At 64.2% G+C, this 24,105-nt stretch carries 23 protein-coding genes; 11 read left to right on the top strand and 12 right to left on the bottom strand.

Annotated elements, in window-relative coordinates:
* Positions 1–26: 26 nt before the first annotated feature.
* The 7 genes from C8C96_RS20520 to C8C96_RS20490 are packed head-to-tail and all read right to left on the bottom strand — an operon-like array spanning position 27 to position 6,789.
* Positions 27–1,097, bottom strand: coding sequence for an ABC transporter substrate-binding protein (locus C8C96_RS20520; RefSeq protein WP_121943461.1), 1,071 nt, complete (start codon positions 1,095–1,097; stop codon positions 27–29).
* A 50-nt stretch (positions 1,098–1,147) separates the two neighbouring features.
* Positions 1,148–2,305 carry an FAD-binding oxidoreductase gene (locus C8C96_RS20515; RefSeq protein ID WP_121943460.1) on the bottom strand — a complete coding sequence of 386 codons (1,158 nt, stop codon included), beginning with the start codon at positions 2,303–2,305 and terminating at the stop codon, positions 1,148–1,150.
* On the bottom strand, positions 2,302–3,702 hold the full coding sequence (locus C8C96_RS20510) for an NAD(P)/FAD-dependent oxidoreductase (RefSeq protein WP_121943459.1): 1,401 nt from the start codon (positions 3,700–3,702) through the stop codon (positions 2,302–2,304). Before C8C96_RS20510 ends, C8C96_RS20515 begins: the two co-directional genes overlap by 4 nt.
* Entirely contained in the window at positions 3,699–3,995 is a 297-nt protein-coding gene (locus tag C8C96_RS20505; RefSeq protein WP_233584280.1) for a (2Fe-2S)-binding protein, read from the bottom strand. The genes C8C96_RS20510 and C8C96_RS20505 overlap by 4 nt, the downstream gene beginning before the upstream one ends.
* Positions 3,996–4,010: 15 nt before the next feature.
* Entirely contained in the window at positions 4,011–4,805 is a 795-nt protein-coding gene (locus C8C96_RS20500) for an ABC transporter permease (RefSeq protein WP_056061258.1), read from the bottom strand.
* 5 nt (positions 4,806–4,810) lie between these two features.
* On the bottom strand, positions 4,811–5,683 hold the full coding sequence (locus C8C96_RS20495) for an ABC transporter permease (RefSeq protein ID WP_121943457.1): 873 nt from the start codon (positions 5,681–5,683) through the stop codon (positions 4,811–4,813).
* Entirely contained in the window at positions 5,680–6,789 is a 1,110-nt protein-coding gene (locus tag C8C96_RS20490) for an ABC transporter ATP-binding protein (RefSeq protein ID WP_121943456.1), read from the bottom strand. The genes C8C96_RS20495 and C8C96_RS20490 overlap by 4 nt, the downstream gene beginning before the upstream one ends.
* A gap of 285 nt (positions 6,790–7,074) precedes the next feature.
* Between C8C96_RS20490 and C8C96_RS20485 the strand changes: the two genes are divergently transcribed.
* Positions 7,075–7,929 (top strand): IclR family transcriptional regulator, encoded by an 855-nt coding sequence (locus C8C96_RS20485; protein WP_121943455.1) that lies wholly within the window; start codon positions 7,075–7,077, stop codon positions 7,927–7,929.
* Positions 7,930–7,974: 45 nt separating this feature from the next.
* On the opposite strand, the gene C8C96_RS20480 is transcribed toward C8C96_RS20485, so the two are convergent.
* Positions 7,975–8,673 (bottom strand): DUF4336 domain-containing protein, encoded by a 699-nt coding sequence (locus C8C96_RS20480; RefSeq protein WP_121943454.1) that lies wholly within the window; start codon positions 8,671–8,673, stop codon positions 7,975–7,977.
* Positions 8,674–8,993: 320 nt separating this feature from the next.
* Between C8C96_RS20480 and C8C96_RS20475 the strand changes: the two genes are divergently transcribed.
* Complete coding sequence (locus tag C8C96_RS20475; protein WP_121943453.1) at positions 8,994–9,413, top strand: ankyrin repeat domain-containing protein; 420 nt, start codon at positions 8,994–8,996, stop codon at positions 9,411–9,413.
* A gap of 273 nt (positions 9,414–9,686) precedes the next feature.
* Here the strand turns inward: C8C96_RS20475 and C8C96_RS20470 are convergent, their stop codons facing one another.
* Complete coding sequence (locus C8C96_RS20470; protein ID WP_192418618.1) at positions 9,687–10,598, bottom strand: LysR family transcriptional regulator; 912 nt, start codon at positions 10,596–10,598, stop codon at positions 9,687–9,689.
* Between the two features lie 118 nt (positions 10,599–10,716).
* A complete protein-coding gene (locus tag C8C96_RS24895; RefSeq protein ID WP_158605776.1) occupies positions 10,717–10,857 on the bottom strand; it encodes a hypothetical protein in 141 nt (46 codons plus the stop codon).
* On the opposite strand from C8C96_RS24895, the gene C8C96_RS20465 reads away from it, so the two are divergent.
* From C8C96_RS20465 to C8C96_RS20445, 5 genes are all read left to right on the top strand, one after another.
* Complete coding sequence (locus C8C96_RS20465) at positions 10,856–12,391, top strand: aldehyde dehydrogenase family protein (protein WP_121943452.1); 1,536 nt, start codon at positions 10,856–10,858, stop codon at positions 12,389–12,391. The genes C8C96_RS24895 and C8C96_RS20465 overlap by 2 nt on opposite strands.
* 23 nt (positions 12,392–12,414) lie before the next feature.
* On the top strand, positions 12,415–13,611 hold the full coding sequence (locus tag C8C96_RS20460; protein WP_121944112.1) for an FAD-binding oxidoreductase: 1,197 nt from the start codon (positions 12,415–12,417) through the stop codon (positions 13,609–13,611).
* Positions 13,612–13,685: 74 nt separating this feature from the next.
* Positions 13,686–14,603 (top strand): amino acid ABC transporter substrate-binding protein, encoded by a 918-nt coding sequence (locus C8C96_RS20455; RefSeq protein ID WP_121943451.1) that lies wholly within the window; start codon positions 13,686–13,688, stop codon positions 14,601–14,603.
* Positions 14,600–15,826 carry a pyridoxal phosphate-dependent aminotransferase gene (locus C8C96_RS20450; protein WP_121943450.1) on the top strand — a complete coding sequence of 409 codons (1,227 nt, stop codon included), beginning with the start codon at positions 14,600–14,602 and terminating at the stop codon, positions 15,824–15,826. Before C8C96_RS20455 ends, C8C96_RS20450 begins: the two co-directional genes overlap by 4 nt.
* A 23-nt stretch (positions 15,827–15,849) precedes the next feature.
* Complete coding sequence (locus C8C96_RS20445) at positions 15,850–17,535, top strand: thiamine pyrophosphate-binding protein (protein ID WP_121943449.1); 1,686 nt, start codon at positions 15,850–15,852, stop codon at positions 17,533–17,535.
* Positions 17,536–17,573: 38 nt separating this feature from the next.
* On the opposite strand, the gene C8C96_RS20440 is transcribed toward C8C96_RS20445, so the two are convergent.
* A complete protein-coding gene (locus C8C96_RS20440; RefSeq protein ID WP_121943448.1) occupies positions 17,574–18,455 on the bottom strand; it encodes a LysR family transcriptional regulator in 882 nt (293 codons plus the stop codon).
* Between the two features lie 135 nt (positions 18,456–18,590).
* Here C8C96_RS20440 and C8C96_RS20435 point away from each other — a divergent pair, with 135 nt between their 5' ends.
* Positions 18,591–19,535, top strand: coding sequence for a DMT family transporter (locus tag C8C96_RS20435; RefSeq protein WP_233584279.1), 945 nt, complete (start codon positions 18,591–18,593; stop codon positions 19,533–19,535).
* A 63-nt stretch (positions 19,536–19,598) separates the two neighbouring features.
* Here C8C96_RS20435 and C8C96_RS20430 read toward each other — a convergent pair whose 3' ends face one another.
* Positions 19,599–20,765, bottom strand: a complete 1,167-nt coding sequence (locus tag C8C96_RS20430) for a nucleotide sugar dehydrogenase (RefSeq protein ID WP_121943446.1) — start codon at positions 20,763–20,765, stop codon at positions 19,599–19,601.
* A gap of 206 nt (positions 20,766–20,971) precedes the next feature.
* On the opposite strand from C8C96_RS20430, the gene C8C96_RS20425 reads away from it, so the two are divergent.
* The 3 genes from C8C96_RS20425 to C8C96_RS20415 all read left to right on the top strand — a co-directional run bounded on the left by C8C96_RS20425 (position 20,972) and on the right by C8C96_RS20415 (position 24,068).
* Positions 20,972–21,979, top strand: a complete 1,008-nt coding sequence (locus tag C8C96_RS20425; RefSeq protein WP_121943445.1) for a UDP-glucuronic acid decarboxylase family protein — start codon at positions 20,972–20,974, stop codon at positions 21,977–21,979.
* A complete protein-coding gene (locus tag C8C96_RS20420; protein WP_121943444.1) occupies positions 21,976–22,725 on the top strand; it encodes a glycosyltransferase in 750 nt (249 codons plus the stop codon). The genes C8C96_RS20425 and C8C96_RS20420 overlap by 4 nt, the downstream gene beginning before the upstream one ends.
* Positions 22,726–22,808: 83 nt before the next feature.
* Positions 22,809–24,068 (top strand): DNA polymerase IV, encoded by a 1,260-nt coding sequence (locus C8C96_RS20415; RefSeq protein ID WP_121943443.1) that lies wholly within the window; start codon positions 22,809–22,811, stop codon positions 24,066–24,068.
* The last annotated feature ends 37 nt before the right edge of the window (positions 24,069–24,105 follow it).

Raw genomic sequence — 24,105 nt, 5'->3', positions numbered from 1 at the left:
CCTGTTCACACGCGCTCCATATCCTTTCAGCGCTCGATGGTCTTGTTCCAGCGCGCGTTCCACGCAGGGCGATTGGCGTTCACGCTGTCCCAGTCCAGCGTCACGGCGTTTTTCATCCACTGGCTGATCTGCGCGACCTGGGCGGCACCTTCACCCACGGCAGGCGCCTTGGGGTTGGTGGGGATCTGCGCGCCAAACTGCAGCACGTTGGCCTGTGCCAGCGGGCTCAGCAGAAACTCGGCCAGCTTTTGCGCCAGTTCGGGTTCGCTGTTCTTGGCGATCACGCATTGGCCGGTCATCAGCACCACCGAGCCCTCCTTGGGCTGTGCGTATTCCACCGGAATGCCCTTGGCCTTCAAGGCCGCCACACTGGTCGGCGTGAGCGGGAAGATCGCCGCTTCACCCGTCTGCACCATCTCTGAAATCTTGGCCGAGCTGGGGATGTACTCCAACACGTTGGGGCCGATGGTCTTGGCCCAGTTGTTAAAGCCAGGCTCCACGTTCTTGTCGTTGCCGCCCTGGATGCGGTTGAACATCAAAAAGCCGTGCAGCCCGAACGACGACGACGGCATGGATTGGAACACCACCTTGCCCTTGTACTTGGGGTCGGCAAAGTCCATCCACGACGTAGGCGCGGCCCAGCCCTTTTCGGCAAACATCTTGGTGTTGTAGGCGATGCCGGTCATGCCCAGGCTCACGCCGCTGGCCAGGTCGTCCTTGAAGCGGGCGGCGGGGTAGATCTCGTTCAGGTGCGGGTTGGGCTTTTGCTTCTCGCACAGGCCCATGCCCATGGCGCGCACCATGATGCCGTCGTCCAGAAACATCACATGCATCTGCGGCTTGTCCTTGTTGGCCTGGGCCTTGGCCAGGATGTCGGACGAAGTGCCCGGCACCACCACCACCTTCGCGCCATGCAGCTTTTCAAACGCCGGGAACACGTACTGCGTATACGCCTTCTCCATCGTGCCGCCGTTCATGCCGATGTACAGCGTTTTGGTCTGCGCGGTGGCGGTGCCTGCGGCGGCCACGGCGGTCAGTGCAGCGGCCGTCACAAGGGCGCGGCGGGTGCGGCTGGCAAAGCGGGGGGAGAAGGTCATGGTGGTTTCCTTTCTGGTGGGGAGGGGAGTTTTGTCGGTGGCAAACGGGGTCAGTGGGCAGCGGCAGTGCTGGCCACGTCAGCCACCGTCGTTGGGAGAAATCGCTCAATCGCAAAGGCATCAATCGGCGTGGTGCTGCGGCCATCGCGGGCCAGCTCGGCCAGCACCTCGCCCACGCCGGGGCCAATCTGAAAGCCCGCACCGGCAAAGCCAAAGCCATGGATCAGGCCGGGCGTGGTGTGGCTCTTGCCCAGCACCGGCTGGCGGTCAGGCAGATAGCCTTCGGTGCCGCTCCAGGTGCGAATGAAGTGCGCATTGTTGAGGGCGGGCAGCAGCTCCACCGCCTGCACTGCCAGGGTAGCGATGGCGCTGCGCTCGGAGCGGGCGCGGTCGGCATCCAGCGCCACACCTGCGCCGCCGCCCAGCACCAGATTGCCACGCGCAACCTGGCGGCAATAGATGCCGCCGCCCTCCACACCCAGGCTCCAGTGCATGAAAAAGGGCAGGGGCTCGGTAACCGCCATGGCCGGATGGCCGGAGTGAATGGGCACGGCCTCGCCAAACTGCGCGGCCAGCGCACCGGCCCAGGCACCAGCGCAGTTGATGAGCACGGGCGCGCGCACCGCCACGGTGGTGCCCGAGCGCACGGTGAACAGCTGCCCGTCGTGCTCCACCGAGGTCATCGGTGTGCGCTCCAGAATCTGCGCGCCCGCGCGCTTGGCCGCCAGCGCAAACGCGGGCGACACCAGGCGTGGGTTGGCCTGGCCGTCGTCGGGGCACAGCGACCCGCCCACGGCGCGCCCGCCCAGCCAAGGGCAGCGCTCGCGCAGCGTGGAGCCGGAGATCAGTTGAATGCCCAGGTCGAAGTCGCTGCTCAGGTTGGCATAAGCCTCCAGCGCGGCCATGTCCGCCTCGCTGCGCCCGATCTTGAAGTGCCCGCTGCGTTGGTACTCGCCATCGGTGCCAATCAGCGCGGGCAGGTCGGCCCACACCTGGTGGGCGCGCTGCGCCAGGGGCAGTTGGCTCACAGGCCGGCCCTGGCGGCGCACGCCGCCGTAGTTCACGCCGCTGGAGCGCGAGCCGCACAGGTCACGCTCCAGCAGCACCACGGCCACGCCTTTGCGTCGCAGTGCCAGCGCGGCCGATGCGCCCATGATGCCGCCGCCCACAATGGCGACGTCGGTGTCAATGGTTCGGGTTATGGTCATTCGGCAGCCTCCGCCTGGGCTTGCAGGTGGATGGGAATGGGCTTGATCGGTGCCTGCCCACGCAGCCGCCCCACCTGATCGATAGGCTTGCCTGTGGCTTGGGCCAGGATTTCTGCAGCGGCCACACCGCACATACGGCCCTGGCAGCGGCCCATGCCCACGCGGGTCAGGGCCTTGAGTCGGTTCAGTTCGTCGGCCCCAGCATCGTGGGCACAGGCGCGCAGCTCACCGGCTGTGATGTTCTCGCAGCGGCACACCAGCAGCGCGTCGGGCGCGTGGGCCGCCCAGTTGGTGGGGAAGGGGAAGGCGCGCTCCAGCCCTTGGCGGAATGGCATCAGCTTGGTCAGCTTGCGTTCCAGCTCCGCCGCGCGTGCAGTGTCCACCTTCACGCCGTGGTCAGCCAGCAGCGCCAGCGCAGCGCGCTCGCCCGCCCATTCGGCCGCATCGGCGCCCATGATGCCCGCGCCATCCCCCGCCAGGTACACACCGGCCACGCTGGTGCGGCCTGCCCCGTCGCGCTCGGGCAGGTGGGCTCGGTGCATGGGTGCCCAGGCAAAGCGGCAGCCCAGCAGGTCGGCCAGTTGGGTTTCGGACCGCAGGGCATAGCCAAAGCCCACGGCATCGCACTGCACGGTGTGCTCGGCCTGGCCGTCGCTCCACACCACGGCGTTGACCCGTGTGTCGCCCTCCACGCGAACAGGCCGCACGCCGGTGTGCACCGCCACGCCGTGCGCGCGCAGCCAGCCCACGTAGTACACCCCTTTAGCCAGCACGGCGGGCTGCGTCAGCATGCCGGGCAGGGCGGCCAGCTGGTCGGCAAATCGGGCGGTGTCTAGCACTGCAGCCACCTTCACGCCCGCCTTGGCGCCTGCCTTGGCATATTGGTACGCCACCAGGTACAGCAGCGGCCCGGTGCCCATCAGCACCACGTTGCGGCCGATGGTGCAGCCCTGGAACTTGAGCGCCACCTGCGCGCCCCCCAGCGTGTACACGCCAGGCAGCGTCCAGCCCGGCACGGGCAGCACGCGGTCGGTGGCGCCGCTGGCCACGATGAGCTGGCCGTAGGACACCGTGCGCGTGGTCTGTGCGGGGCCATGCAGCACATCGAGCTGGCCACCCTGGGCGTTCCACACCAGGCTGTTGGGTTGGTAGTCGATGTGGGCGGCCAGGCCATCCAGCGTGCTGTGCAATGCCGTGGCGCGTGATGCTTCGGTGCCGTACAGCGTTTGCGGGCTGCGGGCAAAGTGGGCAGGCGGGCGGCGGTAGATCTGCCCGCCACCGCGTGCGGCCTCGTCGATCACCATGGGCCGCACGCCATGCGCCACCAGGGTTTGTGCCGCGCGAATGCCCGCAGGGCCTGCGCCCACGATCACGGGTTGCAAGGTGGGGGCGGTCATGCGGCCCCTCCGGTAGTCAGCTGCATGCCCGCCTGGATGAAGGTGGCGCAAGACCGTAGGCGTTCGCCGGTAGCCGTCATCACCCAGCAGTCCTGGCACGCGCCCATCAGGCAAAAGCCTGCGCGCGGCTCGTGGCTGAACTCGTTGCGGCGCAATTGGGCGCGGTGGGTGAGGATGGCCGTGAGCACCGTGTCGCCTTCGAGCGCCGTGGCGGTCTCCCCATCGAGCACGAAGGGCACGGGGGCGCGGTCTTTTTCGGCCACGCGGTGGAGCAGGGCTTTGTTCACAGTCATGGAAGTCGTGCCCATTTATTTGCGCCCTACGAGCACGCGGTCCAGGCCGTACACCCGGTCGAGAATCACCATCGCGCAGGCCGTCAGGGCCACCATCAGTGCCGACACTGCCGCCATCAGCGGGTCAATCGACTCGGTGGCATACATATACATGCGCACCGGCAGCGTCACCGTGCTGGGCGAGGTGACAAAGATCGACATGGTCACTTCGTCAAAGCTGTTGATGAAGGCCAGCATCCACCCGCCCGTCACGCCGGGCAAAATCATCGGCAGCGTGATGCGCGTGAACACCGTGGCCTGGCTGGCGCCCAGCGATAGGGCCGCGTGCTCGGCACTGCGGTCAAAGCCCACCAGCGCCGCCACCACCAGCCGCAGCGTGTAGGGCGTGACGATGAGCGCATGCGCAAACACCAGCCAGCCAAAGCTGCCCGTGCCGCCCAGCAGCGCAAACAGGCGCAGCAGGGCCACGCCCAGCACCAGATGCGGAATGATCAGTGGCGACAGAAACAGCCCGTTCAAAAAGCCGCGCCCCGCAAATTCGTAGCGCGTGATGGCAATGCCCGCAGGCACGGCCAGCACTGTGGCCAGCGTGGCCGATGCCAGCGCCAGCCACAGACTGTTCCAGAACGACTGCACAAAGTCGGAGTGCTCGAACACCGCCTTGAACCAGCGCAGCGAGAACTCGGTGGTGGGCAGCGTCAGCGTGTTGTGCGGCGTGAACGCCACGATGCACACCACCAGCAAGGGGGCGAGCATGAAGGTGATGACCAGCGCGTTGAATGCGAGGGCGAGAGGGCCGTTCTTTTGCATCGTGCTCACCCGAGAGATTTTTTGTAGCGGCCTTCAACCAAGCGGTTGTAGCTCAGCATGACCACCAGGTTGGCCACCAGCAGCGTCAGCGCAATCGCGGCGCCCAGGGGCCAGTTCAGCTCGTGCAGGTATTCGTCGTACACCACCGTGGCCACCATCTTCAGGCGCCGCCCGCCCAGCAGGCCGGGGATGGCGAACGAACTGGCCGCCAGGCCGAACACGATGAGGCTGCCGGACAGGATGCCAGGCAGAACCTGCGGCAACACAATGCGCCGCAGCGTGGTGAAGGGCGAGGCCTGCAGCGACAGCGCCGCGTTTTCCACACCGGGGTCCAGCTTCTGCAGCGAGGTCCACACGGGGATGACCATGAAGGGCAGCATCACATGCACCAGAGCGATGACCACCGCGATCTCGGTGTAGAGCATCTTCACCGAGCCGATGCCAACGAGTTGCAGCGCGCCATTCACCAGCCCCTCGGGGCCCAGCAGCATGCTCCAGCCAAAGGCGCGCACCACCACCGACACCAGCAGCGGCGCGAGCACCACCAGCAGCAGGATGGAGCGCCACGGGTTGCCCATGCGGCTCAGGATGTAGGCCTCGGGTGCGCCGATGGCTACACAGATCAGCGTGACCAGCCCCGCGATCCAGAACGTGCGCCAGAAGATGGTGTGGTAATACGAATCGGTGAACACATGGGCGTAATGCTCCAGCGTGAACTCGCCTGCCTTCACCCCTGTGGCCGGGTCGAACGCGTTGAACGACAGCACGGCCGTGAGTGCCAGCGGCACCAGCAGCAGTACCGTGAACAGCAGCAGCGCCGGGCCGGACAACCACCAGGGCACGGCCTTTTTGTGCAGCAAGGTGGTGGCCAGGCTCATGGCGCCACCTCGGCGGCGGCGTCTTCGGCCTCCAGCTCGGCCATGGCGGTTTCATCGGCGGGCAGCAGGCGCATGCAGTGGTCGGGCCAGTCCACGCCCGTGCGCTCGCCCTCGGCCAGCGCAGCGCGGCCGTCATTGGGCACCAGCACCATCAGGTCGCCCACGGGGGTGCCCACACGGTACAGCCACTGGCTGCCCAGGAAGAACCGCTCGCACACCTGGCCATCCATCCGGCCCTGCACGGCGGGCACCAGTTGCACTTTTTCAGGCCGCACGCTCAGCAGCACGGCGGCGCCTGGGCGGTAGCGGGCACCGTCCACCTCCATCGTGAGGGCGCCCACCTTCACCTGTGTGTGCGTGCCATTGGCATGCGTTACCTGGCCGGGCAGCAGGTTGGCCTTGCCCACAAAGGTGGAGATGAAGCGCGTGCGCGGGTGCTCGTACACGCGGTGCGGGTGGTCGATCTGCGTGGCGCGGCCGGCCTCCATCACCACCACGCGGTCGCTGATGGACATGGCCTCGCTCTGGTCGTGCGTGACCATGATGGTGGTCGTGCCCACCTTGCGCTGGATCTGCCGGAGCTCAAACTGCATTTCTTCGCGCAGCTTGGCGTCGAGGTTGGACAGGGGCTCGTCCAGCAGCAGCACGGGCGGTTCGATCACCAGCGCACGTGCCAGTGCCACCCGCTGGCGCTGGCCGCCGGACAGCTCGCGCGGGTAGCGCGTGGCATGCTTTTCCAGGTGCACCAGGGCCAGCGCCTGGGCCACGCGCTCGGCGCGCTCTGCCTTGGGCACCTTGCGCATCTCCAGCCCAAAGCTCACGTTGGCCGCCACCGTCATGTGCGGGAAGAGCGCATAGCTCTGGAACACGATGCCCAGCCCGCGCGTGTTGGCTTTGGCGTGGGTGATGTCCTTGCCATCGAGCTCGATGCGCCCGCTGGTCACCGCTTCAAACCCCGCCACCATCTGCAGCGTGGTCGTCTTGCCGCAGCCCGACGGGCCCAGCAACGACACAAATTCACCCTTTTGCACCGTGAGGTTCATGGACTGCACCGCGCAGGTGCTGCCATAGAACTTGGTCACATCCGTGAGCTTGAGAAACGACATGGCGAAAGCCTTTCCGGTGGTGGCATCGCACGGTTTGCCTGGGGGCCGTGCGTGCCACCTGCTGTGGAGTTGCATGGATGGGCTGCGGGCCTTCGGTGTGCTTGCACCGGGGTGGTGCAAGTGCCGCACAAAGGATGGAACAGCCGCTCGATTCAATTGAATCTATTGCAATAAACAAACCAGAATGCTTCGGGTATTCCATTAAACAGAATTTTTATTGAATTTATTCCGTTTAATGAAATATGATGCCTTCAGTTTGATCAACGAATTCCACAGGAGCGAGGTATGGAAGCCGCATCCACCGCCACCGGCGGCGTACCCCGGGTGTTTGCCGTCATCCGGGCCCTGTCGGCCGTGCAGGCCGAGGGCGGGCGAGTCACCCAATTGGCGCGTGCCGTGGGCCTCACGCAAGGCACCACGCACCGTTTACTGCAATCGCTGGTGGCAGAGGGCATGGTCGAGCAGGACGAGCGCAGCAAGCTCTACCGACTGAGCATGGACTTCTTCGCCCTGGCCGCCAAAGCGGGCAACCCCGGCGACCTGCGCAGCCTGTGCCGCCCCGCGCTGCTGCGCCTGTGCGCCAGCCTGGGTGACAGCATATTTCTCTTGGTGCGCAGCGGGTTCGATGCCGTGTGTCTGGACCGCAGCGAGGGGCCGTTCCCCATCCGCTCCTTCACCGGCGACATCGGCGGCCGCGTGGCCTTGGGCGTGGGGCAGGGCGCCCTGGCCATCCTGGCCTTCTTGCCTGAGGCCGAGCGCGAAGAGGTCATCCGCTTCAACCTCTCCCGCGTGCGCGAGTACGGCGTGTTTGACGAGGTCTATCTGCGCACCGAAATCGAGCGTGTGCGCCAGCTGGGTTATGCGGGGCGCAATACCGGGTTGTTGGAAGGCATGGCCGGTGTGGCCGTACCCATACTGGACCGCGAAGGTCGCGCCGTCGCTGCATTGAGCGTGGGCACTATCTCCGCGCGCTTGAACGATGACCGTCTGCCGACCGTCGTGGAGTTGCTCAAACGCGAGGCGGCCGCGATCGGGCCGAAGATCAATCCGTTTGATGCAACGCTGAGAAGGCCGGCACAGAGTTTGTCATCCGTGCGAGCCGAGGCGCAGGCCATTGCACCTGCGGAACCTGGGGCGTGATCTGTTGAGCGAGGTTCCGAGTTCCCGAAAGCAACGGCTTGCGGGTCAACTTGCGCTCAGAAACACCGACAGCGCTTGCGCCGCCTGTGCGTGTGCATCGCTGTCAATCACTTGGTTGTGGGCCGTCACCACCCGTGTGAACGGCCAGCGCAACACATGCGCGGCACTGCGGGCCGCCGCAGTGCGGTCGCGCACCAATGCACGCACTGTAAGCGGCACAGCCATTTGGCGCCGTACCCCTGTCAACGTGGCATAGGCCTGTGTGAGCCAGGGCAGATCGCCCGCCATCCTCTGCAGGAGGTCCGTCACGATGAGCGTGGCAGACGGCCGGTGAAACCACACCGACTCATTGCCCGCCGGGATGCCCTCAAACGCAAAGTGCTCCAGCTCAGGCAGCCACTCGGGGAGGTCGCCTGCAGGCAGCGCATGCAGCGTAGCGGCCAAATCTGGCCGTTTTTGCGCAAGCCCTTGAGGGCCGTAGACCACCGCGCCCGGGAAGGCTGCGGCACAGGGCGCCAGAAAAAGGTGGTGCATCTTGTTCGGCGCCACGACAAAGGCCACGCTGCCGAGGCTTTGCAACTGGCGCAACAACGCGCTGCCGGGCGGCATTGGGATGGGAGAGTGGATGAAAAGCTTGCGCCCTGGCAGGCGCACTACCGTCATGCGCGTGGTGATGGGAAGGCCGTTGGCCTTGAACGCGTGGGTGGCGTGCCAGAGATCGGTATCGAGGGGTTGAAGTTGCATGGCGCAGGATGGTGCCCTGTCCCTAGAGGCGGCGTCTTGAACGAATTCGACATGGTGCAGAGTTTTGCCGTGTGGTTGGACGCTTTGGAGAAAATCAATTTCTAAAGCAGATAGGGTCCACGCCCCTGTTTGTTCGAACGCTATAGTTCGCTGGGTTGAAATTCCCGGGTGCTATGGGATCTTTGCCCTCGCCATTCGCGCAACGCCCCACACCGGCAAACCCAGGTCGTCTGCCATCTCCAGGAGGTATCAATGTCCAGCGTTTTCAGAACGGCCCCTTCCGCCTCGGATGGTTCTGCGATGCAAGTGACGGAGAGGCAATGATTCGCAAAGGTCCGACGAAGAACGAACGCTCTGGTGTGGATCGCATGGGGCGCACGGAACTTCACTATGCGGCTCTGGAGGCCGACTTATTGAAGGTCAAGCAACTTCTGTTGGCCGATGCGGACCCCAATGCGTCCGATGACAATGGTTTGACTCCACTGCATTTCGCTGCACAGTCCAACAGCTACGCCGTCAGTGAGGCCCTGATATTGGCGGGAGCGAGCGTGGACTCTTTTGATGCCAATGGAAACACACCGCTTTCAGATGCTGTTTTCCATTCAGACGGCAGCGGCGATTTGATCAAGTTGTTGCTTCGCTCCGGCGCTGACAGAAACAAAGAGAACAACTACGGTATCTCGCCTCTGGAGCTTGCTCAGTCCATTGGCAATTTTGACCTAGCGCAGTTTTTTCAGTAGCTTTCAGGCATCGTCAGGCACTTGGGTCAACCGAGGGAGCCTCTGCACGAATCAAGCGGCAAGTGAGTGCAGCGGATCGGGAGGGGCTGCAAGGCGCAAAGCGCAGCAATAGCCGTAGCTATTGCGAGTATTTGCGACGCGGCAGGCCGCCCGAGGCCGCTGATGCACACGGCGCGCTGATTCGTGCAGAGGCTCCCTAGGGCCACGCATGTTGTCTGACCACTTCCTCAAGCGCTTGAGCACGGGTGCCCTTCTGCTTCAGCGGTGAGCGTTTCACCCCTGCCGCTGCCCCGCGCATTCCCCCACCACCCAATCCCTGAACGCCGTCACCAGCGGCGTCTGCGCCCGCGCCTCTGGGTACACGAGGTAATACGCATCGGTGCTGGTCAGCACCTGGTCTGACAGCTCCACCAGGCTCCCTGCCGCCAGCTCCTGCTCGATCAAGAAGCGCGGCAGCAGCGCCGCCCCCAGGTGCGACACGGCAGCCTGCGCAATCATGGCGAAGTGTTCGGACTGGGGGCCGCGCAGGGCCAGGGCTGTGGGGGCGCCCACCAGCTCGAACCATTCGGCCCATTGGGTGGGGCGGGTGCTTTGCTGCAGCAGCACCACGCGCGTGAGGTCTTGCGGTGTGTGAATGTTGTGGCGGTCGCGGTAAGCGGGGCTGCACACGGGCACGGTTTCTTCGTGCATCAGGTATTCGCACACGGCGCCTGCCCAGTGCGGGGTGCCGAAGTGGATGGCAGCGTCGAAAGGTGTGCCCGCAAAGTCAAACGGCTCGGTGCGGGCCGAGAAGTTGACCAGCGCCTCAGGGTGCAGCGCCATGAAGCCGCCCAGTCGCGGGATGAGCCAGCGCGTGCCCAGGGTGGGCAACACGGCCAGGTTGAGCAGGCCGTCGGTGCTGGAGAACGCCATGGCCTTTTGTGTGCTGGCCGACAGCTGTTGCAGCACGTTTTGCACGTCGGCCGCGTAGACGCGGCCCGCGTCGGTCAGCACCACACGCTGGCGCACACGGTGAAAGAGTGCGGTGCCGATCTGCTCCTCCAACTGGCGGATCTGGCGCGACACGGCACTTTGGGTGAGGTGCAGCTCTTCGGCCGCGCGCGACACGCTCTGGTGGCGCGCCGCCGCCTCAAAGGCCAGCAGGTCGGCGGTGGAGGGCAGGAAGGCGCGGCGCAGCAGGGTCATGGTGGCAAATGGGGTCAATCATGCGCAGAGGGAATGAGCGGATCTGTCAGGTTGTGCATGGTTTTGGGCTGTGGCGTTAGTACATCAAGCTCTGGTAGCTCTGCAATTTTCAGGCACTTCATGCTGATTTGTGATCAAGTAGTTCCATTTTTTTGCTATCCAGCACGGCGCGATTGGCGGATATTGGCGCATTGATCGCGCGGTTTTCTCCCACGCTGCTTCCTTCTATTCGCTTCCATTCAACTTTGCGAGCCGCCATGTCTGCCACCCCTGCCGCCACCCCCCTTGTGCCCGAAGTCGAGCAACTGCTGCAACGCCTGGGCGTGCCCCGCGCCGCCTACACCGGCGGCACGCTGGCTGCGCGTTCGCCCATCACGGGCGAGGTGCTGGCCCACGTGCCACAGCAAAGCCCGGCCGATGCCACCGCTGCCATCGGCCGCGCGCATGCGGCCTTTTTGGCATGGCGCAATGTGCCTGCACCGCGCCGGGGCGAGCTGGTGCGCCTGCTGGGCGAAGAGCTGCGCGCCGCCAAGGCGGACCTCGGCCTGCTAGTGACCATCGAGGCGGGCAAGATCCCGTCCGAAGGCCTGGGCGAGGTGCAGGAGATGATCGACATCTGCGACTTTGCCGTGGGCCTGTCGCGCCAGCTGTACGGCCTGACGATTGCCACCGAGCGCCCCGGCCACCGCATGACGGAAACCTGGCACCCGCTGGGCGTGTGCGGTGTCATTTCTGCCTTCAACTTCCCGGTGGCCGTGTGGTCGTGGAACGCCGCGCTGGCACTGGTGTGCGGTGATTCGGTGGTGTGGAAGCCGTCCGAGAAAACCCCGCTCACCGCCCTGGCCACGCAGGCGATTGCCCAGCGTGCCATTGCACGTTTTGGCGCCGATGCACCCGAAGGGCTGCTGGAGCTGATCGTGGGCCAGCGCGACATTGGCGAGGTGCTGGTGGACGACGCCCGCGTGCCCGTGCTGTCGGCCACGGGGTCCACCGCCATGGGCCGCGCCGTGGGCCCGCGCCTTGCAGCGCGGTTTGCGCGCGGCATTCTGGAACTGGGCGGCAACAACGCGGCCATCGTTGCGCCCACGGCCGACCTGGATTTGGCGCTGCGCGGCATTGCGTTTGCCGCCATGGGAACGGCCGGCCAGCGCTGCACTACGCTGCGCCGCCTGTTTGTGCACGAAAGCATTTACGACCAGCTGGTGCCCCAGCTGGCCAAGGTGTACGCCAACGTGCAGGTGGGCAACCCGCGCACCGCTGGCACGCTGGTGGGCCCGTTGATAGACCGCATGGCTTTTGACGGCATGCAAAAGGCGCTGGAGCAAAGCCGTGCGCTGGGCGCCACGGTGCACGGTGGTGGCCGTGTGGAAGGCGTGGGCGGTGACCATGCTTACTACGTGCGCCCCGCGCTGGTGGAGCTGCAAAAGCACGAAGGCCCCGCGCTGCACGAAACCTTTGCGCCCATCCTGTACGTGGTGCGCTACAGCACCATTGACGAAGCCATTGCCATGAACAACGCCGTGGGCGCGGGCCTGTCGTCGTCCATCTTCACGCTCAATGTGCGCGAGGCCGAGTTGTTCATGTCTGCCGCAGGCTCGGACTGCGGCATTGCCAACGTGAACATTGGCCCCAGCGGTGCCGAAATTGGCGGCGCATTTGGCGGCGAGAAGGAAACGGGCGGTGGCCGCGAAGCGGGCTCGGACAGCTGGAAGGCCTACATGCGCCGGGCGACGAACACCATCAACTACTCCACCGCGCTGCCTCTGGCACAGGGCGTGACGTTTGACGTGTAACCCACGCGCTGATGGCCCCGTTCATGTTGATCGCTAAGGAATCACACCCCATCGTCATCATCGGCGGTGGTGTCATTGGCAGTGCCATTGCGTACTTCCTCACGCTGCAGCAACCGGGCTGCGAGGTGGTGGTGGTTGAGCGCGACCCGACCTATGCGCGCGCTTCGTCGGCGCTGTCGGCCAGCTCCATCCGCCAGCAGTTTTCGACCGACATCAACATCCAGATATCGGCCTACGGCATTGGCTTTCTGCGCAACGTGGGCACGCTCCTGGCCTGCAACGGCGATGTGCCGGACATCGGTCTGCACGAAGGCGGCTACCTGTACCTGGCCACCCAGGCAGGCGAGGCCACGCTGCGCGAGAACCATGCGTTGCAAAAGCAGTACGGTGCCGACGTGGCGCTGCTCAGCCCGCGTGAATTGGCCGAGCGCTTTCCGTGGCTGGCACTGCAGGATGTGGCGCTGGGCTCGCTGGGCCTGTCGGGCGAGGGCTGGTTTGATGGCTACCTGCTGCTGACGGCGCTGCGCAAAAAGGCGCAGAGCCAGGGCGTTCGCTATGTGGCCGACGAGGCGGTGGGCCTCGACACGGCGGCCAGCGACGGCGTGCTGCATGTGAACGCAGTACGCCTGCAAAGCGGCGCCGTGCTGCCTTGCCGCTACGCCGTGAACGCCGGTGGCCCCTGGGCGGCAGCCATCGCGGGCTGGGCGGGAATTGATTTGCCCGTGGTGGGCAAGCGCCGCACAGTCTTCAACCTGGCCAGCCCAGCAGCGCTGCCGGGCTGCCCACTGCTCATCGACACCAGTGGCATCTGGCTGCGGCCCGAGGGCAAAGGCTTCATCTGCGGCTTTGCGCCCAACGCGGACAACGACGCCGACTTTGCCCCGCTGGAGCCCGAGTACGACGCGTTTGACAACCACATCTGGCCCGCGCTGGCCGAGCGCATCCCCGGCTTTGAGGCACTGCGCATGCAGGGTGCCTGGGCGGGCTACTACGAGATGAACACCTTTGACCACAACGCTATCGTGGGCCTGCACTCGGCGTGCGACAACCTGGTGTTTGCCAACGGATTTTCGGGCCACGGCCTGCAGCAGTGCCCTGCGGTGGGGCGTGGCCTGGCGGAGTGGATGTTGACGGGCGGCTACCAGAGCCTGGACCTGTCGCCGCTGTCCATCGAGCGCATTGCGCGCAACGCACCGTTGCTCGAAAAGAATGTGATCTGAGCACCATCGTTACTGCCAGTTTTTTCTCACCCCTTTCTCAACCTGCCAACCAGAAAACATACGGAGACAACGACATGGCAATTTCCCGCAAGACCTTCACAGCGCTCGCTGCAGGCCTGACCATGGCCTGCATGGCCACGGCCCCCGCGCTGGCGCAGACGGTCACCCAGCCCACGCTGGAGAAGATCAAGGCATCGGGCAAGGCCGTGCTGGGCGTGCGCGAGACTTCGCCACCCATGGCCTACGCGCTGGGCGCCAACGAAAAATACGTGGGCTACCACGTGGAGCTGTGCGAGCGCGTGCTGAAAGAAATCGCGCCCGACGCCAAGCTTGAATACATGGCCGTGACGGCGCAAAACACCCTGCCGCTGGTGCAAAACGGCACCCTGGACATCGGCTGCGGCCCCACCACCAACAACACCGCGCGCCAGCAGCAGGTGGCGTTTGCGGTGACCACCTATGTGAGCGAAGTACGCATGGCGGTGCGCAAGGATTCGGACCTGAAGTCCATCAGCCAGCTCGCAGGCCGCACCATTGCGGCATCCACTGGCACCACCGCCGTGCAATTGCTGCGCAAGCAAGAGCGCGCGCTGGGTGGCGCGCCCATCAAGACGGTGCTGGGCAAGGACCACCATGAGAGCTTCTTGCTGCTCGAAACAGGCCGCGCCGACGCTTTTGTGCTCGATGACAACCTGCTGGCCGGGATGATTGCCAACTCCAAAGACCCCTCGGCCTACCGCATCGTGGGCGAGCCCTTGGGCGCCGAGCCCATTGCACTGCTGTTCCGCAAGGACGACCCCACCTTCAAGGCTGCGGTGGATGGTGTGTTGACCAAACTCATGCAAAGCGGCGAGATGGAAAAGATCTACACCAAGTGGTTTGTAAACCCCATCCCGCCCAAGAACATGAGCCTGAACCTGCCGCTGGGTACCACGCTGCGCCAGCTGTTCGCCACCCCCAACGACAAGCCCCTGGAGACTTACCAGCAATGAACGCTGCCATCCCCGCCACGGCCTTCCGCGCGGCCGACCGCCTCGGCGCCATCGGCGTCTCGGAAATCGTGCGCCTGACGCAAGAGGCCAACCAGCTCAAGCGCCAGGGCCAGCCCGTGATCGTGCTGGGCCTGGGCGAGCCCGACTTCGACACGCCCGCGCACATCCTGGAGGCCGCGCAGCAGGCCATGGCGCGGGGGGAGACGCACTACACGGTGCTGGACGGCACGGCCGAACTCAAGGCGGCCATCCAGCACAAGTTCAAGCACGACAACGGGCTGGACTTTCAGCTCAACGAGATCACCGCAGGCGCGGGTGCCAAGCAGATCCTCTACAACGCGCTGATGGCCTCGGTGAACCCTGGCGACGAGGTGATCCTGCCCGCGCCGTACTGGACCTCGTATGCCGACATGGTGCTGATTGCAGGCGGTGTACCCGTGGTGGTGCCCTGCACCGAAGCCAACGGCTTTCGCATCACGCCCGAGCAGCTGGAGGCGGCCATCACGCCGCGCACGCGCTGGGTGTTCATCAATTCGCCCTCCAACCCCAGCGGGGCCGCCTACAGTGCCGAGCAGCTGCTGCCCGTGCTGGACGTGGTGGAGCGCCACCCGCAGGTGTGGCTGCTGGCGGACGACATCTACGAACACATCCTGTACGACGGCCGCGCGTTTGCCACGCCCGCCGCCGTATTGCCCTCGCTGCGCGAGCGCACGCTGACGGTGAACGGTGTCTCCAAGGCCTATGCCATGACGGGCTGGCGCCTGGGCTACGGCGCAGGCCCGAAGGCGCTGATTGCGGCCATGGCCGTGGTGCAGAGCCAGGCCACGTCCTGCCCTTCGTCCATCAGCCAGGCGGCGGCCGTGGCGGCGCTGACGGGGCCGCAAGACGTGGTGCGCGAGCGCTGCCAAGCTTTCCAAGACCGGCGTGACCTGGTGGTGGCGTCGCTCAATGCATCGCCGGGCCTGCGGTGCCGTGTGCCGGAGGGCGCGTTCTACACCTTTGCCAGCTGCGAAGGTGTGCTGGGCCGCACCACGCCGGGCGGCATGCTGCTGCGCACCGATGCCGACTTCTGCGCCTACCTGCTGCGCGAGCACCATGTGGCCGTGGTGCCCGGCGGGGTGCTGGGGCTGGCGCCATACTTCCGCATCTCGTACGCAGCGTCCACGGCTGACTTGCAAGAGGCCTGCGCACGCATCCAGCGCGCCTGCCAGGCCCTGTTCTGAATTTCTGACCCGATACCGTTGATATGAACACGACCTCCCTCACCCCCCGCACTGGCGGCCAGATCCTGGTGCAGCAGCTCATCACCCATGGTGTGAAGCAGCTCTTTTGTGTGCCCGGCGAAAGCTACCTGGCCGTGCTCGATGCCCTGCACGATGCCGACATCGGCGTGACGGTATGCCGCCAGGAGGGCGGGGCGGCCATGATGGCCGAGGCGCAGGGCAAGCTCACCGGCCAGCCCGGCATCTGCTTTGTGACGCGTGGGCCCGGCGCCACCAACGCGTCGGCCGGTGTGCACATTGCCCACCAGGATTCGACCCCCATGATCCTGTTCGTGGGCCAGGTGGCACGCGGTGCCATGGGGCGCGAGGCATTTCAGGAGTTGGACTACAGCGCGGTGTTCGGCACCATGGCCAAGTGGGTGGTGCAGATTGACGACCCAGCCCGTGTGCCCGAGCTGATCTCGCGCGCTTTCCATGTCGCCACCTCGGGCCGCCCTGGCCCCGTGGTGGTGGCGCTGCCCGAAGACATGCTGACCGAGGCCGCCACCGTGGCCGATGCGTTGCCCTACCAGGTGGCGGAGACCCACCCTGGCACTGCGCAGATGGCCGAGCTGGCGCAGCGCCTGCAAGCCGCCAAAAATCCCGTGGCCATCCTGGGCGGCAGCCGCTGGTCTGAGCAGGCGGTGCGCGATTTCACTGCGTTTGCCGAAGCGTGGTCCATTCCCGTGTACTGCTCGTTCCGCCGCCAGATGCTGTTCCCGGCCACGCACGCCTGCTACGGCGGCGACCTGGGCCTGGGCGTCAACCCCAAGCTGCTGGCGCGCATCAAGGCGTCGGACCTGGTGCTGGTGGTGGGCGGTCGCTTGTCGGAGGTGCCATCGCAGGGCTACGAGTTGTTCAACATCCCAACGCCCGCGCAGCCCCTGGTGCATGTGCATGCCGATGCGGACGAACTGGGCAAGCTGTATCGCCCCACCCAGGCCATCCACGCCACGCCACAGGCTTTCACTGCTGCGTTGAATTCTGTGCGGCCCACGGCGGCAGTGCCCTGGAAGGCGCACGCTGAAGCGGCCCATGCCGAATACCTCGCCTGGAGTGACCCGGCCCCCATCCGCATCCCTGGCAACCTGCAAATGGGCCAGGTGATGCAGCACCTCAAGGAAGTGCTTCCCGCCGACACCATCTTCTGCAACGGCGCAGGCAACTTCGCCACGTGGATCCACCGCTTCTGGCCCTTCACCACCTACGCGAGCCAGCTGGCGCCCACCAGCGGGTCGATGGGCTACGGCCTGCCCGCGGGCGTGGGTGGCAAGCGCCTGTGGCCGCAGCGCGAGGTCGTGATCTTTGCGGGTGACGGAGACTTCCTGATGCACGGCCAGGAGTTTGCGACCGCCGTGCAGTACGGCCTGCCCATCATCGTGGTGCTGCTGGACAACGCCATGTACGGCACCATCCGCATGCACCAGGAGCGCGAATACCCCGGGCGCATCAGCGCCACGCAGCTCAAGAATCCTGACTTCAAGGCCTACGCCCAGGCCTTTGGCGGCCATGGCGAGCGGGTGGAGCGTACCGAAGACTTTGCTCCGGCTCTTGCCCGCGCCCGCGCCAGCGGTCTGCCCAGCGTGCTGCACTGCCTGATCGATCCCGAGGCGATCACGCCCACCGGCACGCTGCAGGGCATTCGCAGCGCAGCACTCTCCAGAAAATAGGCCCCATCTCGTACTTAGGCTCTTAGGCGCTCTGTCGCTCAGCCGGTCACGCGGGCGCCGCCCGACTGCCGCAGGGTCTGCACCAGCAGGTTCTGCAGGCTGTCCACCGCCTTGGAGCCGCGTGACGCGCGGCTGCGGTACACGGCCACCTCCATAGGGGCCAGCGGCCCCAGGCCTTGCTCGGTGCCGAGCACCTGCAGCTGCGGTGGCACGCTGCAGTGGGTGAGGGCGGCCACGGCCAGGCCGCTTTCCACCGCTGCAATTTGCCCGGCCAGGCTGGAGCTGTGATAGACCACCTTGTAGCGGCGCCCCTGCTGCGCCAGCGCGTGGATGGCGCCGCGCCGCGCCAGGCTGGCCGATTCGTACACCGCAATCGGCAGCGGGTCACGCCTCCACAACTCGAACTGCGCCGACCCCACCCACACCATGGGCTCATGGAACAGCAGCGTGCCCCGGCGTGCGTGGTCGCGCGAGATCAGGGCCAGGTCCAGGTCGCCATTGGCCACACGCGGGATGAGTGCTGTGGACTGCTCGCAGTCCAGCTCAATCTCCACCGCACTGTGCCGAGGCGCAAAGCGCTTGAGCACAGGCGTGAGGTAGCGCGCTGCGTAGTCATCCGGCACCCCCAGCCGTACCCGGCCTGTGAGGGCGTCGCCGTTCAGTGCGTCGTGCGCTTCTGCGTGCAGTTCCAGAATGCGGCGCGCATAGCCCAGCAGGGTTTCACCCTCGGGCGTGAGGTGCTGCTTGCGGGCATCGCGCTCCAGCAGTCGGTGGCCTACAGCGTCTTCGAGCTTCTTGAGCTGCATGCTGACCGCCGACTGGGACCGGTGCACCTCGGCCGCCGCGCCGGAGAGCGAGCCTGCATCCACCACAGCCACCAGGCACTGAAGCCAATCGAATTGCAAATCGCGGTAGCTCATGGATTGCCCCAGTGATGATGTATTCGATGATCGAATGGTTGGTTCGTAAATTATGCGCTTTGGATTGCAAAGGCTGGCAGCCACACTGCGGGCATGCAGCAGTCTTCCTCTACCGTTTCAGGTACATCCGCACCCGTGGTTCCAGCGTCCGCTTCACCTGTGGCCGTTGCCCACGTGCAGCCGGATGCCCGTCGGCTGGATGGCTGGGTCGCCTTCGTGCTGGGCAACGCGCTGCTGGGCACCATCGGCGTGTTTGTGCACGAGGCGCAGGCGGCGCCGTTGACAGTGACGTGGTTCCGGTGCGCGTTTGGCCTCATTGGGCTCACGTTGTGGATGGCCTGGCGCAACCAGTCTTGGTCGGGACTTCGGCGGGGGCTCTGGGTGGGCTGGGCTGCTTTGCCGTGGGTGTTGCTGCTCAGTGGGCTCATGTTGGCGAGCTGGTGGCTGTTTTTCACCGCGATCCAGCAGGTGCCCACCGGGGTGGCGGTGGTGCTGTTCCATGTGCAACCGCTGTGGGTGTTGCTGCTGGGGGCTTGGTGGTTGAAAGAGTCCGTGCCCCGGCAGCGCGTGGTGTCGGTGCTGGTCGCCATGGTGGGGTTGGTCCTGGCCACGGGGGTTGCGGAGGGGGTGGCTCCATCGCGCGGTAGCCACGCGCCAGGCTACTGGGTGGGCGTGGGCCTGTGCCTGATCGGTGCGCTGTGCACAGCCACCGTCACCGTGGTCGCCAAACGCTTGGGGGTGCTGCCGCTGGGGACCCTCGCGTGGTGGCAATGTGCGCTGGGTGCGGCCGTGCTGTGGGTGGCCCCCGTGGGACACGGTTGGCCTGCCTGGGGAGTCTCCTGGGCATGGCTGGGTGGGTTGGGGCTGATCCACACCGGCTTGGCGTATACCTTGATGTACGCAGGCATGGCCCGCCTGGCGACGGCCCGGGTGGCGGTATTGCAATTTGCTTACCCCACGGTCGCCATCGTGGTGGACTGGTTGTACTTTCAGCACACCTTGGGCGGTTGGCAGCTGGGGGGGATGGTGCTGATGCTGATTTCTATGGGTTTTGGTCAGAAGCTTGGGCGAGGTCCATAGCCCACATCTGCTACCCATAGAGTGGATTAGGAGCTAGCAGTTATTGTTGGCGAACTGGTGGCGCTAGTCTCGGCCAAAGAGGTCTCGGGTGTAGACCTTGTGCGTTACGTCGTTGAGGACATCTGTAATTCGATTGGCGAGGATGACATCGCAGCAGCGCTTGAAGGTGTCGAGATCATGCTCCACGCGGAAATGAAGGAAGTCTGCTGCATTCAAGTTCGGTTCGTAGACAAGTACTTCAACTCCTCGATCCTGTAAATGCATCATTACCCCTTGGATGCTGGATGTGCGGAAGTTTCCCGATCCTTGCTTGTGGATCAGCCGAAATATTCCCACCCTCTGCGGGTCGCGTTGCATGATGCGCTCAGCAATGAAATGTTGCCTTGCAACATTGGAGCGTACGATGGCACTGATCAGGTGTTGAGGGATACCGTCGAATTGGGCCTGCAGCTGTTGGGTGTCTTTAGGCAGGCAGTACCCGCCGTAGCCAAACGATGGGTTGTTGTAGTGCCCGCCAATGCGAGGGTCGGCGCACACGCCTTCAACGATCTGCCGCGTGTTGAGCTCGTGGGTTTCGGCAAAACTGTCAAGTTCATTGAAGTACGCCACACGCATCGCCAAATAGGCATTGGCAAAAAGCTTGATCGACTCTGCTTCTCTGGCGTTGGTGAACAACACGGGGACTTCTTTGGAGCGCGCGCCTTCCAATAGAAGACCTGCAAGAGTCTGTGCTCGTTCCGAGTGCTCACCCACAACGATACGTGAGGGGTTGAGCGTGTCATGCAGAGCTTGGCCCTCCCGCAGAAACTCTGGACAGAAAACTAGCTGATTGGTACCCCAACGGGTCTTTGCGTTTTCAGTAAATCCTACTGGCACGGTCGAGCGAATCACGATCACCGCATTGGGTTGGATCGCCAATACGCTCTGTATGACAGCATCCACAGAGGCAGTGTCGAAAGTGCCGGTCTTCTGATCAAAGTCTGTGGGCGTTGCCACGATCACATAGTCTGCTCGCTCATAGGCTGCTTGCTGGCTTAGTGTGGCCTCTAGGCGCAACGACGTGTCGCTCAAAGACTGTTGGATATCGGGGTCGCAGAAGGGCGATATCCGGTCAGAAACTTGCTGTACTTTGTCTGGTGCGATATCGATCAATACAACATCGTGGTGTTGCGCAAGCAAAACGGCCACGGAAAGACCAACATACCCGATTCCTGCGACAGCTATTTTCATGGGACCTTGAGAGGCGGAGGATGTACCCGGGTGGGTAGTACCTGCGGAGTGCGCTGCAGGTGTCCTTACCTCAACGCAGCGAAGATGTTGTTGTCCGTTGCCTGCGCGTCGGTATCCATCATCATGGAGATCCAGCAACGGTAGGCACTGATAATTATGCAGTTCACTTGCTCATTGCATTCCGCCTTCGTTCCTGCAAGGTTTCCATGGTCTCCAAACGCATTCTTGTTACTGGTGGTGCTGGCTTTTTGGGTTCCCACTTGTGTGAGCGATTGCTGCGTTCTGGGTGTCACGTCCTCTGCATGGATTCGTTCCTGACGGGATCGCATGCGAATGTCGCCCCATTTTTGGCGCACCGGAACTTTGCACTGATAACGCACGACATCGCACAACCGTTGCCAGCCGGGATGGAGGTTGATGAAATTTACAACCTTGCTTGTCCGGCATCGCCTCCGCATTACCAGGCCGATCCGTTGCATACCGTCAAAACCTCCGTGTACGGGGCTATCCATCTTCTCGAACTCGCCCAGCGGTGTGGCGCGCGCATTTTGCAAGCGTCTACCAGCGAGGTCTATGGTGATCCTGAGGTCAGTCCACAGACCGAGGCGTACTGGGGCCATGTCAATCCCTTGGGGCCAAGGGCTTGTTACGACGAGGGAAAGCGCTGCGCTGAAACCCTGTTTTTCGATTTCCATCGCCGTCACGGAGTGGCCATCAAGGTAGCGAGAATCTTCAACACGTATGGACCTCGCATGCAGCCAGATGACGGGAGAGTGGTGAGCAACTTCATCGTGCAAGCGTTGCGTGGCGATTCGCTAACGGTGTACGGTGATGGCTCGCAGACGCGATCATTTTGCTACGTTGATGACCTGATCGAAGGGCTGCTCGCTTTGATGGCAAGCCCGCTGGAGGTAACCGGACCTATCAATCTGGGCAATCCTACCGAGCTTTCCATGTGTGAGCTTGCGGATCGTGTACTGACCTTGACGGGGGCGCGCACCGCGGTGGACTTTCGTCCTTTGCCCCAAGATGATCCTCGCCAGAGGCGTCCGGACATTACGCGCGCCAAGCACGTACTGGGTTGGGAGCCCACAGTGCCTTTGTCCGTTGGGTTGGAAAAGACGGTGGACTATTTTCGGCAACTTTTGTCAGCCACCTCAACCACTTCTGTGGATGGCGTTGTTCAAGAAATGCGTGAGGAAGGTGCGTCATGAAAGTTGCTGTCATCACGCCTTATTTCAAAGAGTCTGAGGCGGTATTGCGTCGCGGAATGGACAGCGTGCAGAGGCAGACCTATCGAAATTTTGTGCACTACATGGTGGCCGATGGTCATCCCAGGCCTGAGGTGATGGAGGGGTATGAGCGCGTAGTGGCAGTTAATTTGCCAAGTGCGCATGCAGACTATGGGTGCACTCCGCGAAGCGTAGGCGCCTTGCTGGCACTGAACGAAGGGGCCGACGTGGCTTGCTTTCTCGACGCAGACAACTTGTTCGAGCCCGAGCACCTGGAAAGCCTGGTGTCTGCCTATCAGCGTGCGATAGATGATGGCGCTCCACTCGATGCCGTTTTTGGGTCCCGGCACATTTTTTTGCCGGGGCATGAACACTTGCGCTTGGTGTCGCAAGAGGATGTTTCGCGGCAGCATGTCGATACCAGCTGCATGTCCTTTCATCGTTCAGCCGCATTCGTGTGGACCCTTTGGGGGATGATTCCACGCGCTGCAACGCCCAAGTGCGACCGGCTCATGTTCGACCTTGTTCGTGCGCATCGTTTGCGAATGGAATGGACTGACCGCTGGACGGTGCTTTACGAATCCAACTGGAGCTACGATTATCAGCAGGCTGGTTTACCGATTCCCGATCATGGATTGCATGACGCGACTCTGACCGACGTTCAACTGCCGTCAGACGAGATGTTGGCGCGGCTTCGGATTCGGCTCCAGGTTGCAGGCGCTGCCTGATTTATTGGCAGGTGTGCAAGTGATGATCACCGTTGTGCAGCCATGGCCGTCCTTCTCTGTGCTGTCGACGATCAAGCACTGAGATGGATCGCATGATGCCGTTGCGCCGCATCGCGCACCTGGACATGGACGCGTTCTTTGCGTCCGTCGAGTTGCTGCGCTACCCGCAACTCAAAGGCTTGCCTGTGGTGATCGGTGGCGGGCGGCGCAAGGTGGACGAGCTGCTGCTGCGCGGGCCAGACGGCACCGAGGAGCGCGAGCGGCGCTTCATACCGGTGGAAGACTTTCCGCTGCTCAAGGACTACGTGGGCCGGGGTGTGATCACCACGGCCACCTACCCGGCGCGGCAGTTCGGCGTGGGCTCGGCCATGGGCATGATGAAGGCCGCCAAGCTGTGCCCGCAGGCCATCGTGCTGCCGGTGGATTTTGACGAGGTGCGACGCTTTTCGCGCCTGTTCAAGAGCACTATCACCGAGATCGCACCGGTGATGCAGGACCGGGGGGTGGACGAGGTGTACATCGACTTCACCGACGTGCCCGGCGGCCAGCGCGAAGGCGGGCGGGTGCTGGCGAGGCTCATCCAGAAAAGCATCTTTGATAGGACCGGGCTGACCTGCTCGATCGGCGTGGCGCCCAACCGGCTGCTGGCCAAGATGGCCAGCGAGTTCAACAAGCCCAACGGTATCTCCATCGTTTACGAGGAAGACCTGCAGAGCAAGATCTGGCCCTTGAACGTGCGCAAGATCAACGGCATCGGTCCCAAGGCGGGCGAGAAGCTGGCGCGGCTGGGCATTGAAACCATCGGGCAGCTTGCCGCGCAGGATGAGCAATGGCTGATGGGCTACTTTGGCAAGTCCACCGGCGCATGGATGCACCGCGTGGCCTGGGGCCGCGACGACAGCCCGGTGGTGACCGAGAGCGAGCCGGTGAGCATGAGCCGCGAGACCACCTTCGACCGCGACCTGCATGCGGTGCGTGACCGGGCCGAGCTGGGCTCCATTTTTACCGACCTGTGCATGCGGCTGGCCGAAGATCTGCAGCGCAAGGGCTATGTGGCGCGCACCATCGGTATCAAGCTGCGCTATGACGACTTCAAGATCGCGACGCGTGACCACACCGCCAACAGCTACACCGCCGACGGAGCCACCATCCGGCAGCTGGCCGGGCAATGCCTCAAGCGCGTGCCGCTGGACAAGCGCCTGCGGCTGCTCGGCGTGCGGGCCAGCACACTGGCGCGGCGGGGGGAAGAGCCTGCGCTGGAGCTGCGTGCCACTGCGGCCGCAGAGGGGCGTCGGCGCGGGCCTCAGACAGAGGCGACCATGGAAACCGGGCAGCTTTTTTGATTGAGGCGGCGGATTTCCAAAAGGCGGTGAGCAGGCT

Source organism: Acidovorax sp. 100 (assembly GCF_003688355.1).
Lineage (GTDB): Bacteria > Pseudomonadota > Gammaproteobacteria > Burkholderiales > Burkholderiaceae_C > Acidovorax > Acidovorax delafieldii.
The sequence above is the reverse complement of the archived record's forward strand: the minus strand, read 5'-3'. Positions and strand labels throughout refer to the sequence as shown.

Coding starts and splice junctions, on each gene's coding strand:
- C8C96_RS20420 (WP_121943444.1), top strand. CDS start 21,976: ATGAAAGTTGCTGTCATCACGCCTTATTTCAAAGAGTCTGAGGCGGTA.
- C8C96_RS20440 (WP_121943448.1), bottom strand. CDS start 18,455: ATGAGCTACCGCGATTTGCAATTCGATTGGCTTCAGTGCCTGGTGGCT.
- C8C96_RS20490 (WP_121943456.1), bottom strand. CDS start 6,789: ATGTCGTTTCTCAAGCTCACGGATGTGACCAAGTTCTATGGCAGCACC.
- C8C96_RS20485 (WP_121943455.1), top strand. CDS start 7,075: ATGGAAGCCGCATCCACCGCCACCGGCGGCGTACCCCGGGTGTTTGCC.
- C8C96_RS20505 (WP_233584280.1), bottom strand. CDS start 3,995: ATGACTGTGAACAAAGCCCTGCTCCACCGCGTGGCCGAAAAAGACCGC.
- C8C96_RS20510 (WP_121943459.1), bottom strand. CDS start 3,702: ATGACCGCCCCCACCTTGCAACCCGTGATCGTGGGCGCAGGCCCTGCG.
- C8C96_RS20430 (WP_121943446.1), bottom strand. CDS start 20,765: ATGAAAATAGCTGTCGCAGGAATCGGGTATGTTGGTCTTTCCGTGGCC.
- C8C96_RS20455 (WP_121943451.1), top strand. CDS start 13,686: ATGGCAATTTCCCGCAAGACCTTCACAGCGCTCGCTGCAGGCCTGACC.
- C8C96_RS20425 (WP_121943445.1), top strand. CDS start 20,972: ATGGTCTCCAAACGCATTCTTGTTACTGGTGGTGCTGGCTTTTTGGGT.
- C8C96_RS24895 (WP_158605776.1), bottom strand. CDS start 10,857: ATGGCGGCTCGCAAAGTTGAATGGAAGCGAATAGAAGGAAGCAGCGTG.
- C8C96_RS20470 (WP_192418618.1), bottom strand. CDS start 10,598: ATGACCCTGCTGCGCCGCGCCTTCCTGCCCTCCACCGCCGACCTGCTG.
- C8C96_RS20520 (WP_121943461.1), bottom strand. CDS start 1,097: ATGACCTTCTCCCCCCGCTTTGCCAGCCGCACCCGCCGCGCCCTTGTG.
- C8C96_RS20495 (WP_121943457.1), bottom strand. CDS start 5,683: ATGAGCCTGGCCACCACCTTGCTGCACAAAAAGGCCGTGCCCTGGTGG.
- C8C96_RS20460 (WP_121944112.1), top strand. CDS start 12,415: ATGTTGATCGCTAAGGAATCACACCCCATCGTCATCATCGGCGGTGGT.
- C8C96_RS20480 (WP_121943454.1), bottom strand. CDS start 8,673: ATGCAACTTCAACCCCTCGATACCGATCTCTGGCACGCCACCCACGCG.
- C8C96_RS20415 (WP_121943443.1), top strand. CDS start 22,809: ATGGATCGCATGATGCCGTTGCGCCGCATCGCGCACCTGGACATGGAC.
- C8C96_RS20515 (WP_121943460.1), bottom strand. CDS start 2,305: ATGACCATAACCCGAACCATTGACACCGACGTCGCCATTGTGGGCGGC.
- C8C96_RS20465 (WP_121943452.1), top strand. CDS start 10,856: ATGTCTGCCACCCCTGCCGCCACCCCCCTTGTGCCCGAAGTCGAGCAA.
- C8C96_RS20500 (WP_056061258.1), bottom strand. CDS start 4,805: ATGCAAAAGAACGGCCCTCTCGCCCTCGCATTCAACGCGCTGGTCATC.
- C8C96_RS20450 (WP_121943450.1), top strand. CDS start 14,600: ATGAACGCTGCCATCCCCGCCACGGCCTTCCGCGCGGCCGACCGCCTC.
- C8C96_RS20445 (WP_121943449.1), top strand. CDS start 15,850: ATGAACACGACCTCCCTCACCCCCCGCACTGGCGGCCAGATCCTGGTG.
- C8C96_RS20475 (WP_121943453.1), top strand. CDS start 8,994: ATGATTCGCAAAGGTCCGACGAAGAACGAACGCTCTGGTGTGGATCGC.